The sequence below is a fragment of the Trichocoleus sp. DQ-A1 genome (assembly GCF_039961955.1).
Taxonomy (GTDB): Bacteria; Cyanobacteriota; Cyanobacteriia; order Cyanobacteriales; family FACHB-T130; genus FACHB-T130.
Genome location: NZ_JAMPKE010000002.1, coordinates 209,064 through 226,181 on the forward strand (window position 1 = coordinate 209,064; position 17,118 = coordinate 226,181).

Sequence of the window (17,118 nt, forward strand, 5' to 3'; positions counted from 1 at the left end):
TTGACATCTGGCGCTATTTTTACACATTTAAAATGCTTAAATTAAACTTTTGGAAGCCTGATAGCAAGAATAAGCAAAAAGTTAAAGCTTATTTAAGTATATTTATTTTTTTCTGGATACTCTTTATCTTGAGTAATTGCGGATTTGATTATGCCGAAGGCTCCTTCCACTATAAACTTGCAGAACATATTGTTACCACTGGGAAACTAGGTTTTGATACTCCACAAGAGGGAATTTTTTCAATAGCACCCAATGGGAGAACCTATGCTTCCCAAGAAATTGGAAATACAATATTTTTTCTACCTACCGCCTTTATTAATGTAATTTTAGAAAGGATTTTAGCTCCTTTCACTACGGTAAAAGTTATATCTATAACGAAGGAATTTATACGTTCATTTCAGCCTGGGTTTTATTCTGCACTCACAGTCACTGCTTTTTTCGGTATCTTGCGGTTTCAGTTTGGTCAAGCTATCTTACCCAGCTTTATCGCAACCTTATGCCTAGCCGTCAGCACTTATTTTTGGACTTATACCAGAGAATCCTTTGATGGAGTTCTCTGTTCTACATTATTGACTACATCTTTTCTGCTGTTATTAAATTTTAGAAACAACAAAAAAAATCAGTATTTAATACTAGCTTTTATTTGTTTGGGTTTTTCTTTAATTACTAGAATTTCCATGATTTTAGCTATAGTAGCTTCACTTGGTTATGTAGTACTTATTAGCAGACTATCTTTGATCAGCCGAGCAAAGAATGTTGCCACTGCATTACTGATAATCTTCCCTTTTTTAGTATGGCAATCATGGTACAACCATCTAAGAACTGGATTTTTCTACCTTTCCCCGGTTCAAACAGACGCCAAATATTTGGGTAACAATGCGTTGGATGGAAATATCTTTATAGGATTGACAGGTCTTTTGCTGAGTCCTGGAAAAAGCATATTTATATATGCCCCTTTATTAATCCTATCTGTTGTTCTATTTAGAAAATTCTTTAAGGAGCATAAAAAAGAAGCTTTATATATATTGGTACTGACGATAGCTTGGTTTCTACTGCATGCAAGATTAAGGAGTTGGTATGGTGGCGGAGGATGGGGACCCCGTTATCTAGTGACCATCCTGCCCATTCTCTTTTTGCCCTTTGCAACCAATATGGAATATGTTTTACAAAGAACCTCGTTGAAGCTCTCAGCAATTTTTCTAGCTGGTTTTGGGTTCATTCTCTCATTTTCATCAATTCTTTCACATTGGTACTGGAGACTAGAATTCGCTAGAAAAGATGAAGTAGCCTATGTCTGGAAGTTCTCAAATAGCCAGTCATTGGATATGTTGAAGAGTGCAGCGAGAAATCTTCTCAATTCCTTTAAAATTGCTACTCATTCTCCAGGAATTCAAAACCAAAATTTATGGTATTTAAATTCAGGCATAGAAGCTTACGGTAGTCATACTGTAAATCTCTGGCCTAACTCTCTTGTGTTTATCGGTGTTCCTTGGTATTTAGTAGCGACTTCAGTTGCCTTTTTATTGTTGATGATGTACTTATCTATTCGGAACATTTTTAATCTGGAAGATACTAGCAAAATGGCAGATTAAATTAATTTTAGTGACAAAAAGAAAGAATAACTTTTTTAAGGAATAGGGTTAAACCAGTGTTCAATCTTAAGAAGAATCCAGCCAACATTACTGCATATACTTTAATCGTATTATCCTTAGTTTTTGGATTTTTTATACGCCTATTCAGTGTTCTCAGATATACCACTTTTTTTTATTACGATCAGGCCAGAGATGCTGAAATCTACATGAAGATGTGGCAAGGAAATTGGCCTATATTAGGCCCTTCTGCCTCTGTCGGAGGATATCATCTACCGCCTCTTTATTATTATCTAGTTTTTCCTTTTACTATATTTGGCTCAGATCCAGTTTTTACAGCTGTACCTAATGCATTATTCTCTTTTTTCTCTATTCCGCTTTTAATTTATTTAGTTTATGAACTATTAGAAAATGTTGAATTTTCAAAACGCCTTCTTCTGGCAGGCTTAGCAGGTTTTTGGTACAGTCTAATCTTCGGAGAAATTTTTATAAGTACGTTCCAGTGGAACCCCAGCCCTATTATATTTTTTCTGCTTTGTTTTACTTTACTCTATAAATACCAGTTGGAAGCTAGATTTTCTCTAGTTCCTCAATGCTTCTCCTGGATACTTTATGGGATTGTTTTAGCCATATTAATTAGCTTGCATTCCACAACTCTTTTTGTAATGCCAGTAGTTTTTATTGCCAGCTCTATTTTATTCATCTCAAAAAACCGCAGAACTCCTATTAGGTTTTTACTGCCTATCTTGTCCGTTTTAGCAGCATTTGTAGCTTTGTTTCCTTATTGGAAAGGAGAACTTAGTCGCGGTTGGTTGAATACCAAACAAATTATCGCTACTTTAACTAGCTCTAATCAAGAAGCTAATTCTAATATCTTAAGTAAGATTGGTAGGCTGGTATTTAATTATGTTGAATTAGGACAACAAGCCTATTTTACTGGAGAAGGTTGGTTTTATATTTTAACTTCTATTATTTTCTTAACAGTGGTTTTAACGGTAGCAATAGCCAAGTTTAAAGGGAACAAAACTATTTTTGCTTTTTTAGCATTTACTTGGTCTATTTATCTATATGCTGCTTCAAATTATCAAGGAATTTATTACATTCATTACAAACTTTTAATTTTAATCTCTCCAATAGTTTTGGCTGTCTTGAGTTTAGCTTACTTAGATTTATCTAAGAAAGCAGATAAATCTTTAAGTGCTTTTTTAATTGCAGGTATAGCTCTATCAATCTTGATTAATGCGAGTTATGACTATCAGTATTTAACCAGCAAATATAGCCAAAATAGACTGGTATCTACTTCGGACATTACTCAGATTTTAAGTCAATTACCTGCAAACTCAACAATCTGTACATTTGATCCGAAACCTGTCGGTTGGATGTCAATGTACCAGCCCTATAAATATATCGATCAATATATCACTAAAAAGAATTTCAATATTGTTAAAACTTTTTGTCAAGCAGGGAACTACCTAATTTATCCAAAGTCCTATATGGTACAACGTACTGATAACCTTTTTCCAGTTTTTAATGTTTATAGAAATCCAGATTTAACACAAGCTCATAGTACAGTTTTAGAAACTCAAGTTGCTGAGGTTCATCTTCTCCAGTAAAAGAGACCTTATTTTTGGGTAGGTTAAATATTTAGGGACTGAAATGGACGGACTAACCTCATGATGAAAATACAGGAATCGAGCCACAGGTTTTATTCAAAAGAGGTACGATTTTTTATCGCAATTTTATTAACCATAGGTCTTTTCTTTCGATTTGCTAACCTTGAAAAAAAAGTTTATTGGGGCGATGAAAGTAGCACTTCACGTCGGATTTCAGGTTATACCTTAGAAGAAGTTAAGCAGGAAGCTTCTAGCACTGGTGCAATCCCTGTAAAGGATTTGCAGAAATATCAGCGCCCTAATACTGAAAAAGATTTAACTGATATGATTAATTCTTTAGCAGCAACTGCTGAACATCCACCACTCTATTTTTTGTTAGCTCGGTTTTGGGCACAGTTGTGGGGAAACTCGGTGGCAGTGATGAGAAGCCTACCTGCTTTGATTAGTCTGCTTGCGTTTCCTTGTATTTATTGGCTATGTGTAGAATTATTTGAATTGCCTCTGGTGGGATGGATGGCAACCGCGCTGGTAGCTATTTCACCATTTCATATCTTATATGCTCAGGAAGCTCGTCAGTATAGCCTGTGGACTGTAGCAATTTTAATATCTAGTGCATCGCTTCTAAGAGCGATGCGAGTAAAAACAAAATCCGCTTGGGCTATGTATGCAGCAACCTTAATTTTAGGTCTTTATTCTCATTTATTTTTACTGTTGACTGCCATTAGTCATGGAGTCTATGTATTTTCGCTAGAAAAGTTTCGAGCAAGTAAAACATTTATCTCCTATCTGCTAGCATCTTTAACAGCTATCTTACTTTTTATACCTTGGCTTCTGATTGCTCTTGCTAATTTGTCAACAGTCGATGAAGCAACCGAGTGGATGCGATCGACTTTTCCGATACAATCTTTAGTAAGAACGTGGATTTTAAATCTTAGTCGTATTTTTGTGGATTTTAATTACAGTTTTAAATATAGAAATTTTGGATTATATATTGCAATTTTTCTGTCGTTGATTTTAGTAATTTATGCAATTTACTTTCTTTGCCGCCGGACTGAAAAGCACGTTTGGTTGTTTATCTTGACGATGCTTGGAGTTACTGCGATCGCATTGACACTACCAGATTTAATCTCTGGAGGAAGACGCTCTGCTGTTGCTCGTTATCTTATCCCTTGTTACTTAGCAATAGAAATCGCAATTGCCTACCTACTTGCTGCTAAAATATCCTCATTTTCTGCTAAAAACTGGCAGCGGTGGCTATGGCAAATTGCTACAGTCGTCATCATTTCGGGAGGAGTTTTATCCAGCGCAGTCAGTTCTCAAGCACAAGAATGGTGGAATAAATATAACAGTTGTCACTATAAAGAAATCGCTCAGATTGTTAACCAGGCTAATTATCCACTTTATATCTGGTACAACTTACCTCCTTTTTCCTTGACTTACCTGTTCGATCCCAAAGTTAAACTTCAGTCAGTTTCTAATCAACCTGTTATTAAACCAGGTGAAGAGATTGACAGCAAGTTACCTATAAATTCTATTGCTAATGATTTCAGTGATGTATTTGTGGATTCTAAAAAGGCTTTGAAGGCTGTTCTCGATCGAGAACCAAGCTACCAGATAAAGAAAGTATATGAGTGGGAACAGCAGATAGATCCTGTTTACATTACGAAGACTACTCTCTGGCATTTAGCAAAACAGTAATGATTAGAAAAGTTGATTTTTTAAAATTGTCTGTTTAGCAAACTACAGCGCGATCGCTTACTCTACCGAAATTGCCGCTAACCTAGCATCGTTGTCTCGTGCAATTGCCTTGCCCTGGGTGGGAATCTGCCTGAGCTACCCTAGAATTGTAGGCTTCGGCTTCTTACCCAAAGGAGCGGAAATTTTTCTAACCTTTACCTTGTCTTGCTCTAAAAGTATTTTGATCTGCCAAAACCGCAGCTGCCGCAAGCAGGGTGCAGCTAAAGTTTTGGCAGCTTTCCAGGCGTCTGAAGTTCCCGACGTCACTGTAACAGGGAGCCAATGTTTAGGACAATGTGGCAACGGTCCGATGGTATTGGTGATGCCAGAAGAGGTTTGGTACAACCACGTCCATCCCGATGAAGTGCCAACAGTGATAGAACGACATTTGCGGGGCGGAAAACCTGTTGCAGCAATGCTTTATGGCAAATTTCACCAGCGTTCGTAGCGTATTGCCCCTAAACGTAGTCGTGTGTCACGAATGGCACCGCGACGAGTTCACCCTCGCTTTCTCCTACTTGTACTTTCAGCCCTTCACCACCGGCTTTGGTGCGGACGTAGCCGAGTCCAAAGGAACCTTGGTCGGTTTCGGTATAGCTGGTAAGTTTGCCGACTTTTTCCTCTCCAACGCTAATTACACTTCCTGGTTGGGCGGGTGTGTTGAGTCGGACGCCCCAAAGGTGTTGTTTGACCCCTTTATAAGTGTTTAAACGGGCAATTGTCTCCTGTCCGATGTAGCAGCCTTTTTCAAAGGAGATGGTTTGCCACAACCCTGCCTCTAGAGGATTGTAATCTTCAGTGAGTTCAAGGTCAGGTGCGGGGCGTCCTTGTTCGATTCGCAGATGGTCCCAGACGCGATCGCTCATCGGCACTGCCCCAGCTTGCGCTAAAGTATTCCACAGCGTTTCCTTATCAGCAGCAGAGAGAATCAGCGTGTATCCCGGCGTTGCCAAACCGCTGCCCACAGCTACCCGCACCTCGATATCCCCCACCGTCAATTGCTGATGAGAACCATCCGGTTGCCCAATCATGACACCCGCACCCAACTGTTCTAATAGGGCATCACTCCCTGACCCAATCAAGCTGAAGGTAGCAGTATTATCAGTTACATCGGTTAATTGCACCTTGTCAGCGAAAAAAATGTATTGGTCTAGCCATTTCATCAGCTTCTCGCGCCGATTGGGTGAAACCAGCAGCAGCACTGCATCTTCCATCACATAAGCGGTGGCTAAGTCAATCGTTCGCGCCGTTGATGTGACAAAAACCGTATCGCAGCCTTGTCCTGGCTTGAGTCGCTGAAAGTCGTTTGTACTCTGGTTGTGCAAAAATCGGATGCGATCGCCTTCGGAAACTTGAATCCGTCCCCAATGAGAGCGATCGCATACAGCAACCCCCTCCCGCGCCGCTTGGATAGCTGCTGCACTTTTGTCGTCAAAATTGCCGTCAATTGCAGATGTAGGCATGGTGATTGTTGCTAATCGTTTCAATTTTTACCTAGCATTTCTGCTAGATTCTCGGACTTAAAAATCTTATCAAATAAGACTAATCGGCTTCAATCTCGTACTCAATCTGAAGCTAACATACAGTGCGAATTGCTCTGAGTAAGGACATCAGGCAATAGTTACTGCTGAAATTGGGATAATAACCAAGCACCAACTAAGCTTTGATTTTCTTGACGACTGCGCTGTAAAGCTTCCACTAGCACTGAAATTGCTAATCCTGGCAACACCTGAGACTCAGTAATTCTTTGACTTCCCCCAGCAGAGGTGATGGTAAAAGCAATAATTCTGATATTCGCAACATCTACCACCCAATATTCTGCCACTCCTAAATCTTCGTATAGTAGCCGTTTTTGCCCGATATCATCAGATAGTGAAGTATTAGCAATTTCAATTACTAAATCTGGCGCTGGATATTGGTCTAAGTCAATGATTGAGGTTCCCCAAGGGATTACATCAGCATTTTCACCAATATAATAAGACACATCTGGTTGACTTTCTTGAACGCCTGTTTTTCTGAATGTACAGTTATCCCGTCCATTTATAGGAATGCCTTTGAGGGTAGCAAACAGGTTAGCAGCAAAGATAATAATAGTGTGATCGCTGGCGTGGTCAGAGCCGATAGGTGACATTTCTATCCTCAATTGTCCATTGTGGTAATAGCCTTTCGCTTGTTCTAGTTGCGGGTCTTCAATCGCATGGATATATTCATCCCAACTGGCTACAACCCAAGTATTTGTCGATATTTTTGTTTGTAATCCACTCATAGTTAAGGTTTTTTATAACGTGATTTAATGGGTATCTTTTTTTCTAAAAAGGCATTTGATCCCAAGCAGCATTTATCAAAAGCTTACCAAAATAAATTATAACTTCTTGTAAAACTTCACTTGAACGAATACACATCTGCCATGTGTAGGGAAAAAGTTTATTTTCATTAAGTATTAGATAAGTGTCGCTATTACTCAGGTTTTCCGGGCAAAACTCATCTAAAATAATGCTCGGTAAAACTTTATCGTAATGGTCATCACCATAGAGCCAAGTTTCGACTTCATTCAGATAAAAAGTACCTATTGTATGACCTTCCACTTCTAAAAGGTTCCAATAGTTAGGGTGTAATAACTCTAAAAAAACATCCTTTTTAGAAGGCAAGACCAAAAACTTTCCTGCTATAACCTCCTCAGCTTCTTCTAAAACTTTACTATCTATCCAATATTTTAGTATTAGTAAATATGGTTCTAATATGTAATGAGGAATACAAAGACTTAAACTATCTTCGTGTTGGAATAAAATTAGTTGATGGCGTTTATCTCCGTCATAAGGAGCATGGAATCGATAGCCTCTGTTTTGCAATGAACCAGTCATCTTAAACAATTTATTGAAACCCAGTTTTTCTAGCATACTGGTAGCCAACAACATTAGAGCCTCCCCTGTTTCATTCTCCTTCATGCTTGATGAGATTAAGTTAGGTACATCATTTTGCTTTACTTGTTCCAAGTCGTCATCATCTAGTTGCATGCTGAAAGCACTAAAGAGACAGCGAATAGACTCCTTATCAACTCCTTTTTCACCTTTCAATATTTTCCTAATAGTGCCAGTGTCTAAACCATCCTCTTTAAAAGTACGGGTCAGGTCTCGCATTTTTTCCTGAGTACACCGCTCACCATGCTGAGTTTCCCGCTCTCGCTTCGCCTCATTGAGCTTTTTCGCTCCTTTAGGAGTGAGGATGTAACCACGATTACGTTTTGGCATTTGTAGAGGCAATAGTTAACGTAGCTTAATTTCCCGATGCGGATGTTTAGGGTCACTTTCGGGAAGATAAGGAATTCCCACTGATCTTAAGCTACTTAGCATATTTCAGCAATTGAAGCTTCTTGAAGATTAAAAAGCCTGCCATCACTGCCTTTCCCAAAGCAGCGTATCAGAAAACTTTAAATTCATAGTTTAACTGCTTAGACTTCGCTGGATTAGCCTTAGTCGAATTTGCATACTGGACTCAATTACTTAGTACACATGACAATCAAGATGACCCCAGAAGCTATTAAAAACATTGTTTTCGTTCCCTCCAGCTTTGATATCATAAGCCTTCTAACATTTCAGAAACCACAGGCACATTGCCAAAAATGCCTTGCTATCTTGCCCGGAATGCAGCGGAACCAGAAGCGGCAGATTTACTGCCCAGTTTGCCAGGTTCAGTATGTTACTTGCAGCAACTTCCAAATTGAGAAATTGCAATCGTATTTCCGGAATCAAGGTCTTTATATTGAGATGAAAGATCCCATTGAACACTGCAAGCATCTGGCAACGATAGCAAGTAATGTAATGTACAGTCCGGACTATCCACCGCTTAAAGGCTTGTTACAAGCATTAAACAAAGCACAGTGTTTTGTCCATATCACCAGTTGGGGGATTAGCCATCAATTTCTGGGCTTTCTGAAAATGGCAGCACAGCGGGTTGAAATACGAGGAATTGTCTCTCTACCTCCCGATCAAGCTTGGCTATTACCTGAATTAGAATGGTATAAAAACGAAGCACCAAATCTGGAAATAAAAACTGTTTGCGCTTCAAATCACAGATGGGATGAATTACCTCATCAAAAATTAGTCGTGATTGATGGCTTACTTGCTTTCAAAGGTAGCGCTAACTTCACCCAAACTGCGTGGCGGAAAGCTGAAAAAGGTCTTGATGAGTTAGAAGTTATCACCGATGTTAAAAAGGTTATCAACCTCCATAACCGCTACTTTTCGCCTGTTTGGGCTGACTTGAGCGAATACGGAGACGCGATCGCAATTAGTATAGATAATCTGCCCGACGAAACTGCCGCTTGAAGAAAAAGCGATCGCGCCCTCCCCTCATCTTTTAACTTGCGGACTTTTTAACTAGCTGGTAAGTCCGCAAACACCTTCTCTACTAGCTGTCGCGCTTTAGCGTCCAAGAGGTTCCAATCTACATCGCCAGTGTCCTCTTCAATTAAGCTAGTATCAATCTCAATTTCCTGATTTTCTGGGTGAGCGATCGCTTGCGTGTAATTGCGAAAACAGACTTGATAACAAAGTTCCCACAAATCAACAGTAACTTGCTGGTCTTGATGCTTCAAACAAAGTAGATAACCAGGATAGGGATTAGGCATTGCTACCAATGCTTGTTCTATCTCCGCAGCTTCCTCTGGAGAAGCAGATGCAAGCTGTTCTCTTAATAACGTAAAAGTGGTTTTAGTTTCCTCCGGCGTCCCCTCAGGCCAAATCAACACATCTTGGTAAGTTCCCTTCCAGCTTGATTGGTCTAGCTGTTTGCGAATCTGGTCGATGATTCGGATAAAAGCTGGTTGCATGAGCAATTCAGCTTGCTCCCAACTCGTAATATTTGTGAACTTTGGCATCATTTTTATCTTATAAAATTGAAAAAAATGTGATAGAAAAAACTTAAGGTTTAGGTAAAGATGGTGACGAGGCTGGAGCTTCTCGCTGTACCGTTTCGACTTGACTAACTTGAAAAATCAAGGTAAAAGGTTGACCCATCTTTTTGGCAACAAATTCTTCCAACAATCGCACTTGTTTAGGAGTTAAAACTTGCTCAGCGCGAACAGTAAGATAAACTTTAGGGGGGTTTGTTAACCAGTTGGACTCAGTTTTAACCAGTTCTACTCGCTGAAAAGTAATCGTATTCTTCAGTAGCGCCTGCTTCAAACTTGCTTCTAGTCGGGCTTGCCGGAGTAATTCTACAAAACTGATCCCTAAAGGAATCAAGAGAATCGCCGTCAAGGCAAGCGTCCAACTTAGGGCTTTCCTCGCTTTCGCTAGAGGGGTGTAGCCGGACAATAAAAAAGTCAGCATACAGGCAAGGGTAATCCCCAGCAAGTTCGTCATGTACAGCAGCGCTGCACCCAGACTCAGCGACCAATTCGCTTGGGCAAGCCCCAAACCAATGACACAAACGGGAGGCATCAGTGCCACAGCGATCGCAGTCCCCGCCAAAGTCCCAGAAATTTTGGGCTGCACTTTCGCAAAGCCACTAATGCCTCCAGCGACCACAGCAATTCCCAAATCGAGTAGAGTCGGTCTAGAGCGAGACAGCACTTCGCTGCCAAATTCTGGGAGTCCGACAAAGGAACCCAGAAGCATCGCTAAAACAATCGCCAGACACGTCCCCACGACGACCGCAACCAACCCTTTGCGAAACAGAATCACGTCGCCTTCTAAAGCGGCAAAGGCTAATCCGCGAATGGGGAACATCAACGGGGCAACGATCATCGCACCAATAATGACAGCCGCACTGTTAGTTAACAATCCCAAAGTAGCGATCGCGCAGGAACCAATAATCAACACGATGTAGTTCAAATCCATCGTAGATTCTTCCAACAGCCCCTCTCGCTGCACGCCTAACTCCTGCTGTGCCTTTCGTCGCCATCGCCGATATTTCGACCACTTCCAATGAATATTTTTTAGCAAATGAAAATAATACCCTAAAATTCTATCTGAAGCCTGATAAAAGCTCCGCTTGAGGCTCAATATTCACAATGATCGCAATCCCTCCGCAAAATTTAGCTACTTCTCTGGGTGGAAATCAGCAGTGAATTATCGGTGTTTACAGGCAAGCTTCCTGAACCCTTCACACCCCAATCTGAAAAAATTAGTGAAATCTTTGACAAACTCTGCGGATTCGTTGGGTTTATCCGAGTGGTATTAATATTGAGCGTACATTCTTTTTTCGGCAGGTCGCACCATGATCGGGCGTTTATTAGACCAGCGTTACCAAGTTGTCCAAGCCTTGGGGGCCGGTGGATTCGGAAAAACCTACATCGCCAAAGACACCCGCCGTCCTGGTGCCCCAACTTGTGTTGTCAAGCACCTCAAGCCTGCTAGTAGCGACCCTCATTTTTTGGAAACGGCTAGACGGTTATTCACTAGCGAAGCCGAAACTCTAGAACAACTGGGAAATCACGACCAAATTCCTAGATTATTAGCCAACTTTGAAGAAAACCAAGAATTTTACTTGGTACAAGAGTTCATCGATGGGCATCCCCTCAGCGCCGAACTCTCACCCAGTTATCGTTGGGAAGAAGGTCAAGTCATCCAGATGCTGCAACAAGTCTTGAGCGTTTTGGAATTTGTCCACTACAACGGCGTCATCCACCGCGACATCAAACCAGACAACTTAATCCGACGCAACTCAGATAGCAAGCTAGTTTTAGTTGACTTTGGCGCAGTCAAGCTACTGCGAACTCAAACACTCATCAATCAAGCACAAGCCAGTGCCACCGTTGCTATTGGCACTCCCGGCTATATGCCAACCGAACAAGCGCAAGGCAGACCCCGCCCCAATAGCGATATTTATGCTTTGGGTATGATTGGCATCCAGGCACTGACGGGATTGATGCCGCTACAATTGCACGAAGATCCCCAGACAGGCGAGATTCTCTGGCAGCATCTAGTGGCGGTCAGTCCAGGGTTAGCAGGTTTTTTAACAAAAATGACCCGCTACCACTTCAAAGACCGCTATCAGTCAGCGACGGAAGCACTACAGGAATTGCAACAGCTAGCCTATGGGGGTGGACAGCAAGCTGTGGGGGTTGGATATCCACCCATCGGGTACACACCCGCTCCCCCACCGCCGCCAACCCCACCGTCTGAACAGAAAACTCTTCCAGTCGTTCCTCCCCAACCCAGCCCCCAACCTACTCCAAAACCAATTAGTCAAGAGTACAATCCTCCTGTCGTTGCTCCCTCGTCTAATAAATTTCCTCTAGCGATGGGGGTCGTTGTGACTGGTCTGGTTTTTGGCGTAGGGGCCTTCTTCGCTATTTATCCCCAATGGCAACAAAAGACTGATGGCGAGTCTAAGAGCAATCCGAATGAAGTGGTAGACAAAGTACAAGAGACTTGCAAGGTTTCGGATGGGCCATTAAATGTACGTTCTAGCCCTAACGCTAGGGTAGTAGGCAGCGTCAAACAAGGCACGATTTTATCTGTTACTGGTACTGCACAAAATGGGTGGGTGCCGATTAGTTCGCCGCTCAAGGGATGGGTATTTAGAAAATATATCGATTGTGGCTCATCTGCCTCGACGGCTCCCCAGCCCACTCCAACAACGACTTCCAAACCTTCTCCTGAAAAACCGAAACCTGCCGTCGATCGGGGACGGGAGATCATCGCCCAAGCGACGGAAAAATTTCAAGCGGGAGATTTCGACGGCGCGATCGCTCTCGTTAGATCCATTCCCGCTAACAGTTCTGCTTACGGACAAGCGCGGGAAGCGCTGCAAGAGTGGTCTTTGAACTGGTCAGTTGCACAAGGGATATATCGGGATTCCCAAAGAGCTTTCGAGCAAGGTCGGTGGCAAGATGTAATTGCCGCTGCAAACGACCCTGGACTTCCCCAAATCCGGTATTGGCAAGATCGGTTACGCCAATTAGCTGCACAAGCCGAGCAAAAACAGAACGAACAAACACCGTCTCCCAGCCCCAGCGAAAGCCCCACCGAGAGTCCTAGTCCCACTGAAAGCCCTAGCCCGATTCAGAGTCCGAGTGAAAGCCCTAGCCCCACGGAGAGTCCGGCAACTGAGCCTTCCTTGTGACGACACTCAGATAAGTGCTAAGCGATCGCTTTCCGCTCAAATCGGGCACATTTCCCTACTTGCTCTCATCGGGAGGTGGAGGGAAAGGCACCAGCGCCGCTTGGAAGAAATAAACGCGACCGCAATATTGCGACCTGTTAGAACAGATCGTTTCTATCGCCACATTATTGACATTAGTAACATCAAATGACATGGAATCTTTCTGCCCAGGAGCAATCGTGCGAGAATGCTTACGCTGTCCATCTAAATAAATATTGACCGTGGTGGGAGGACTACCGCTGTCGTTATCCCGCATTCCATATTCCAAATTCAGAGTTTGGAAGTAAGTGTCATAACCCTCCGGCATGATTCTACAGGTCATCGACACAAAAGCATTGCCTGGAGCCAGACTGAGACGGCTGGTGTAGACGGCTCTACCCACAGCGACATCTGACTTATAGGGACGCCAACGACCAGGGCCAGTACTCACGCATTTAGTCTCTGGTAGAGAGACCGTACGCCGTGCCTGTACAGCTTGATTGCCCAGAGTCGGCAAGACAAAGGACAGCAGCCCGCCAACAAGAAGTTGACTGATCAACTTGGTTTTTTGCATGGAGAGATCGCCAAGTTAAAAGGTAACAATCTTTACTAATGATACCGAATCCCCATCCCCTGAATTCGCACCGACTCCAATAATAATCAGAATGCGAGCGTTTGGGTTAGAGAAAGCGCGATCGCGATGGGCTGACTGACAAATCAGATCGGACTAAAGGCGAGATCCCGGACTTCTCTAAGAATTCCGGGATCTAAACCGCTGGCATCTCACCACTCAAATAAGACTGCAATATAAAATGCCTGCAACCCAAACCCCCAAAAGACAGCTCTAGTGGGTGCTAAATATCCTAGCGGCAGCAGCAACACCGGCACCAGGAGTAAAGCCTTCGTATCCGACTTCTCGTAGTGTCGCTTCCAAAGCGGCAACGGCAGCGAGAATATCGCGATCGCTCACAAAACCCAAGTGACCAATCCGGAAGATTTTTCCTTTGAGATGGTCTTGTCCGCCAGCCAGGACAATGTCGAACCGCTTTTTCATCACGCTACGGATTTGCTCGGAATCCACCCCAGTCGGTGCCACAGCGGTAATCGCCGGACTGCCTGCACCTTCAGGCGCAAACAGCGGCAACGAGAGCGCATTCATCGCCTCGCGGGTCGCCGTCATCAGCCGTTGGTGACGGGCAAAAATCGACTCCAAACCCTCAGCTTTCATCATTTTCAGGGCAACGTGCAGCCCCACAAATAAGTTCACCGGAGGGGTAAAGGGAGTCGTGTTTTTGGCGGCATCTTTGCGGTACTTGCCCAAATCCAAGTAGTAGCGGGGCAACTTAGCCGTTTTGTAAGCTTCCCAAGCTTTCGGGCTGACAGAGACAAACGCGAGTCCTGGGGGAATCATGTAACCTTTTTGGGAGCCAGACCCCACCACATCAATGCCCCATTCATCAATCGGCAGATTCACCGCTCCCAAGCTGGTAACAGCGTCAACGATCATTAAAGCTTCACCGTGGCCTTTGACGTGACGATTGATCGTTTCCAGGTCGTTGAGAACGCCAGTGGATGTCTCGCTATGGGTGACAATGACCGCTTTGATTTGTTTATCTATATCGGCTTCAAGTTTTTCCCGGAATTGTTCTGGGTCGAGGGCTTGACCCCACTCAGCTTTTACCGTATCAACATTCAGACCAAAAGCTTGGCTAAGTTCTGCCCAGCGATCGCCAAATTTGCCATTGCAGCCAACCAAAACGCGATCGCCTGGACTCAGGAAGTTAATGATGCCAGCTTCCATCGCCCCCGTGCCACTGGCAGTTAACATCAGCACGTCATTCTCGGTTTGGTGCAACCATTTCAGGTTTTGCGTCACCTCAGCCATCAGTTTGCTAAATTCACTGCTGCGGTGCCCAAATGGATGCTTGGCTAAGGCGAGTAATACCTGTTCCGGCACGGGTGTCGGGCCGGGAATCATCAACATTAACTTATCGTCCATCGATCTGTCCTTAAACTTGAAGAGCGCATACTCCAGAATCGCATATCTTTTCCAATCCATTCACCAATTAGCAATCAGCTTTTTAGCTTTTCGGAGTAATTGAGTAATCGATAGTCAGTAGTGGGTAATCGGTTTACAGTCTATTTACGAGCTAGTACTTACAAGTAAGGGCTTAATGACTACTGAAAGATTGACAAAAAGCTAAATCTTTACTCTAATTTCTCCGGTGGGATTTTTCTTAAAAAAGCGGGAAGGTCTACCTGTAAATGTTTGTTGGGTTGAGGAGATGATAAAGGAGTTCGGTTGATTGGCTGAGGAATCTCAGCCACAGTTGGGGGTTCTATTGCCATCAGCAGTTCTTCCAGATCCTCAGGGCTATCTGCTAGCACTCGTTGCAAGAAATCCTTTAGTTTTTGAGCGCTACGAAGGCTAGCATTGCAACGGTCTTTCCAGTACTGGATGGCGGCTTCGTACTCATTTGCTTGCTGGGCTTGCATGAGAATTTGCTCTTGCAGGGTCGCGGTGTGAGTTTCTAATTCGGTTGTCTGGGCTTGATAGCGATCGCGCGACTCTGCCAAGTCGTGGCAAGCTTGTTGTAATCGAGCCTGAATTTTAGCTTGCTTGTCTAGCTGGTTTTCTAGGTCTTTAATCTGTCCGTGGAGAGCTTGAATGGTTGCATCCTGTTCACCAACCAAGTCTTCAGTCTCGGAAAGGTTTGCCAACAGTTGTTGCTGTTCTTCCAAAGTTTCGTTGGCTTCTTGGAGTTGATCTTCTAGCTGATTGATAACTGTAGCGCGATCGCTACATCTACGGTAAAGCGCCTGCATTTGCTGCTCCTGCTCTAGCGCCTGCACCTCCAAACGCCTTATTACAGTTCGAGCTTCCAGAATTTGAAATTCTAGCTCCTGCACTCGTTGTTGCTGGGCTTCTAAGGCTGTTTGCCGGTTCGCTAGCTCTTGTTCCAGCAGCGTTTGACTGTTTTGGCTAGTCTGACGGCTCTGAGCTAGCTGCCTTCGCAAACGTCCTAATTCCCCTTGCTGCGCCTCAGCTAAAGTTTCAATCGTCGCTAACAATTCTTGAACCGTTTCGTCTTTGAGAACCGCTTGCGATTGATGATTCTCTAGCGCTTGCTGCTGCTCGAAAAGCTGTTGCTTGAATTGATCGAGCGCCCGCTGTTGAAGATTCGCGGCTTCCTCTGTCGATGCTAGCTGAGTTTCTAAAAGATGTTGCTCGCTTAGTTGGAGCCTCAACTCACTGACACAAGCCTGGGATTCCTCCAACGCCTGCTCCAACTGATGAATGCGAGCTAACTGCTGCTGTTCTTGCGAGGGCGATCGCGCCAATTCCAGCGGTTCTGGAGGCTCCAGTTCACAGGATTGCCCTTGTGAGTCTTCTAACGAGGGTAATTCGCTGGGGTGAGGCTGTGGAGTAGCAAGAGCATCCGTTGCCTCTGCGTCTGCTGAAGCTTCCTTTGAATTTAACCAAAAACGATCGGCTGAATCTGGTTCAGTCACTCCGAACCTCCCAGAAGTCAATAACGGTCTTGGAGCATCCAACAGCCATCTCGCATTTCCGAGTGATGAGTTAGCAGTTAGCAGTTCTCGGAGCGTTTATCACTGTTTATCACTTAAGTAAGTAGAAAGCATTGACCCTAATTTTAGGGCTTTCCGGCGATTTTTCTGTATTGAGGACGAAGCATCAGTGCCAGCATCTAGGCACAGAATTCAGGTATTTAACAACTCTGGCTTCGCCCCACACCCTTTCTAATCTCAATACCTTTTATACCTTGGGTTCTCGGTGTCCGGTGACAATATCTGGCGAAGGTGGTTGATCGAAGGCAATGTTATTCAGAGACCAACGGTAATCAATTGGTAAATTTGCTCGTTCGCAAGTTTGTTCGAGTTGCTTCTGTTGAGCCATTGCTTTGCGAAGAGTACTAATCAGCTGGTGAACTTGCTCCCGCACTGCCGGTTTTTGACTAACGGCGAACGAGGTGTGGCGTTCCAACACTTGCAGGAGTAATTCGTAGTGGATACGAGAGGGAAGAGGAATTGGCTCCATGAAACCTAATTTACCTATAGGGGTCAAGATA

15 protein-coding genes are annotated in these 17,118 nt (G+C 43.5%); 6 read left to right on the top strand and 9 right to left on the bottom strand.

Annotation, left to right across the window (positions count from 1 at the left end; genetic code table 11):
• Positions 1–32: 32 nt before the first annotated feature.
• The 4 genes from NDI33_RS03440 to NDI33_RS03455 all read left to right on the top strand — a co-directional run bounded on the left by NDI33_RS03440 (position 33) and on the right by NDI33_RS03455 (position 5,387).
• A complete protein-coding gene (locus NDI33_RS03440) occupies positions 33–1,592 on the top strand; it encodes a glycosyltransferase family 39 protein (protein WP_190674259.1) in 1,560 nt (519 codons plus the stop codon).
• Positions 1,593–1,798: 206 nt separating this feature from the next.
• Positions 1,799–3,202, top strand: a complete 1,404-nt coding sequence (locus NDI33_RS03445) for a hypothetical protein (protein WP_348245615.1) — start codon at positions 1,799–1,801, stop codon at positions 3,200–3,202.
• A 60-nt stretch (positions 3,203–3,262) separates the two neighbouring features.
• The gene (locus NDI33_RS03450; RefSeq protein ID WP_190674265.1) at positions 3,263–4,900 is read left to right on the top strand and encodes a glycosyltransferase family 39 protein; all 1,638 of its coding nucleotides are present in this window, start codon (positions 3,263–3,265) and stop codon (positions 4,898–4,900) included.
• A gap of 199 nt (positions 4,901–5,099) precedes the next feature.
• Complete coding sequence (locus NDI33_RS03455; RefSeq protein ID WP_190674673.1) at positions 5,100–5,387, top strand: (2Fe-2S) ferredoxin domain-containing protein; 288 nt, start codon at positions 5,100–5,102, stop codon at positions 5,385–5,387.
• 10 nt (positions 5,388–5,397) lie between these two features.
• Here the strand turns inward: NDI33_RS03455 and NDI33_RS03460 are convergent, their stop codons facing one another.
• The 3 genes from NDI33_RS03460 to NDI33_RS03470 all read right to left on the bottom strand — a co-directional run bounded on the left by NDI33_RS03460 (position 5,398) and on the right by NDI33_RS03470 (position 8,187).
• Positions 5,398–6,402: a folate-binding protein YgfZ gene (locus NDI33_RS03460; protein WP_190674268.1), complete on the bottom strand. Its 1,005-nt coding sequence runs from the start codon at positions 6,400–6,402 to the stop codon at positions 5,398–5,400.
• Positions 6,403–6,560: 158 nt separating this feature from the next.
• Positions 6,561–7,205, bottom strand: coding sequence for a Uma2 family endonuclease (locus NDI33_RS03465; protein ID WP_190674271.1), 645 nt, complete (start codon positions 7,203–7,205; stop codon positions 6,561–6,563).
• 43 nt (positions 7,206–7,248) lie between these two features.
• Positions 7,249–8,187, bottom strand: a complete 939-nt coding sequence (locus NDI33_RS03470; protein WP_190674274.1) for a hypothetical protein — start codon at positions 8,185–8,187, stop codon at positions 7,249–7,251.
• A gap of 273 nt (positions 8,188–8,460) precedes the next feature.
• Between NDI33_RS03470 and NDI33_RS03475 the strand changes: the two genes are divergently transcribed.
• Positions 8,461–9,264, top strand: a complete 804-nt coding sequence (locus NDI33_RS03475; RefSeq protein WP_190674276.1) for a phospholipase D-like domain-containing protein — start codon at positions 8,461–8,463, stop codon at positions 9,262–9,264.
• 47 nt (positions 9,265–9,311) lie between these two features.
• Here NDI33_RS03475 and NDI33_RS03480 read toward each other — a convergent pair whose 3' ends face one another.
• Positions 9,312–9,818 carry a hypothetical protein gene (locus tag NDI33_RS03480; protein WP_190674279.1) on the bottom strand — a complete coding sequence of 169 codons (507 nt, stop codon included), beginning with the start codon at positions 9,816–9,818 and terminating at the stop codon, positions 9,312–9,314.
• Positions 9,819–9,858: 40 nt separating this feature from the next.
• The gene (locus NDI33_RS03485) at positions 9,859–10,884 is read right to left on the bottom strand and encodes a DUF389 domain-containing protein (protein ID WP_242033065.1); all 1,026 of its coding nucleotides are present in this window, start codon (positions 10,882–10,884) and stop codon (positions 9,859–9,861) included.
• Positions 10,885–11,158: 274 nt separating this feature from the next.
• On the opposite strand from NDI33_RS03485, the gene NDI33_RS03490 reads away from it, so the two are divergent.
• Positions 11,159–13,009, top strand: a complete 1,851-nt coding sequence (locus NDI33_RS03490) for a protein kinase (RefSeq protein WP_190674282.1) — start codon at positions 11,159–11,161, stop codon at positions 13,007–13,009.
• Positions 13,010–13,064: 55 nt separating this feature from the next.
• Here the strand turns inward: NDI33_RS03490 and NDI33_RS03495 are convergent, their stop codons facing one another.
• The 4 genes from NDI33_RS03495 to NDI33_RS03510 form a co-directional block, all read right to left on the bottom strand.
• Entirely contained in the window at positions 13,065–13,601 is a 537-nt protein-coding gene (locus tag NDI33_RS03495) for a hypothetical protein (RefSeq protein WP_190674285.1), read from the bottom strand.
• 270 nt (positions 13,602–13,871) lie between these two features.
• Positions 13,872–15,026 (bottom strand): alanine--glyoxylate aminotransferase family protein, encoded by a 1,155-nt coding sequence (locus tag NDI33_RS03500; RefSeq protein WP_190674288.1) that lies wholly within the window; start codon positions 15,024–15,026, stop codon positions 13,872–13,874.
• Positions 15,027–15,235: 209 nt separating this feature from the next.
• The gene (locus NDI33_RS03505; protein ID WP_190674291.1) at positions 15,236–16,540 is read right to left on the bottom strand and encodes a hypothetical protein; all 1,305 of its coding nucleotides are present in this window, start codon (positions 16,538–16,540) and stop codon (positions 15,236–15,238) included.
• A 265-nt stretch (positions 16,541–16,805) separates the two neighbouring features.
• Positions 16,806–17,087, bottom strand: a complete 282-nt coding sequence (locus NDI33_RS03510; RefSeq protein ID WP_190425738.1) for a DUF5340 domain-containing protein — start codon at positions 17,085–17,087, stop codon at positions 16,806–16,808.
• Between the last annotated feature and the right edge of the window lie 31 nt (positions 17,088–17,118).

Excerpts from the sequence above, each read along its gene's own strand:
- NDI33_RS03475 (WP_190674276.1), top strand. The coding sequence starts at position 8,461 with ATGACCCCAGAAGCTATTAAAAACATTGTTTTCGTTCCCTCCAGCTTT.
- NDI33_RS03500 (WP_190674288.1), bottom strand. The coding sequence starts at position 15,026 with ATGGACGATAAGTTAATGTTGATGATTCCCGGCCCGACACCCGTGCCG.
- NDI33_RS03440 (WP_190674259.1), top strand. The coding sequence starts at position 33 with ATGCTTAAATTAAACTTTTGGAAGCCTGATAGCAAGAATAAGCAAAAA.
- NDI33_RS03480 (WP_190674279.1), bottom strand. The coding sequence starts at position 9,818 with ATGATGCCAAAGTTCACAAATATTACGAGTTGGGAGCAAGCTGAATTG.
- NDI33_RS03510 (WP_190425738.1), bottom strand. The coding sequence starts at position 17,087 with ATGGAGCCAATTCCTCTTCCCTCTCGTATCCACTACGAATTACTCCTG.
- NDI33_RS03445 (WP_348245615.1), top strand. The coding sequence starts at position 1,799 with ATGAAGATGTGGCAAGGAAATTGGCCTATATTAGGCCCTTCTGCCTCT.
- NDI33_RS03465 (WP_190674271.1), bottom strand. The coding sequence starts at position 7,205 with ATGAGTGGATTACAAACAAAAATATCGACAAATACTTGGGTTGTAGCC.
- NDI33_RS03495 (WP_190674285.1), bottom strand. The coding sequence starts at position 13,601 with ATGCAAAAAACCAAGTTGATCAGTCAACTTCTTGTTGGCGGGCTGCTG.
- NDI33_RS03470 (WP_190674274.1), bottom strand. The coding sequence starts at position 8,187 with ATGCCAAAACGTAATCGTGGTTACATCCTCACTCCTAAAGGAGCGAAA.
- NDI33_RS03490 (WP_190674282.1), top strand. The coding sequence starts at position 11,159 with ATGATCGGGCGTTTATTAGACCAGCGTTACCAAGTTGTCCAAGCCTTG.
- NDI33_RS03450 (WP_190674265.1), top strand. The coding sequence starts at position 3,263 with ATGATGAAAATACAGGAATCGAGCCACAGGTTTTATTCAAAAGAGGTA.
- NDI33_RS03460 (WP_190674268.1), bottom strand. The coding sequence starts at position 6,402 with ATGCCTACATCTGCAATTGACGGCAATTTTGACGACAAAAGTGCAGCA.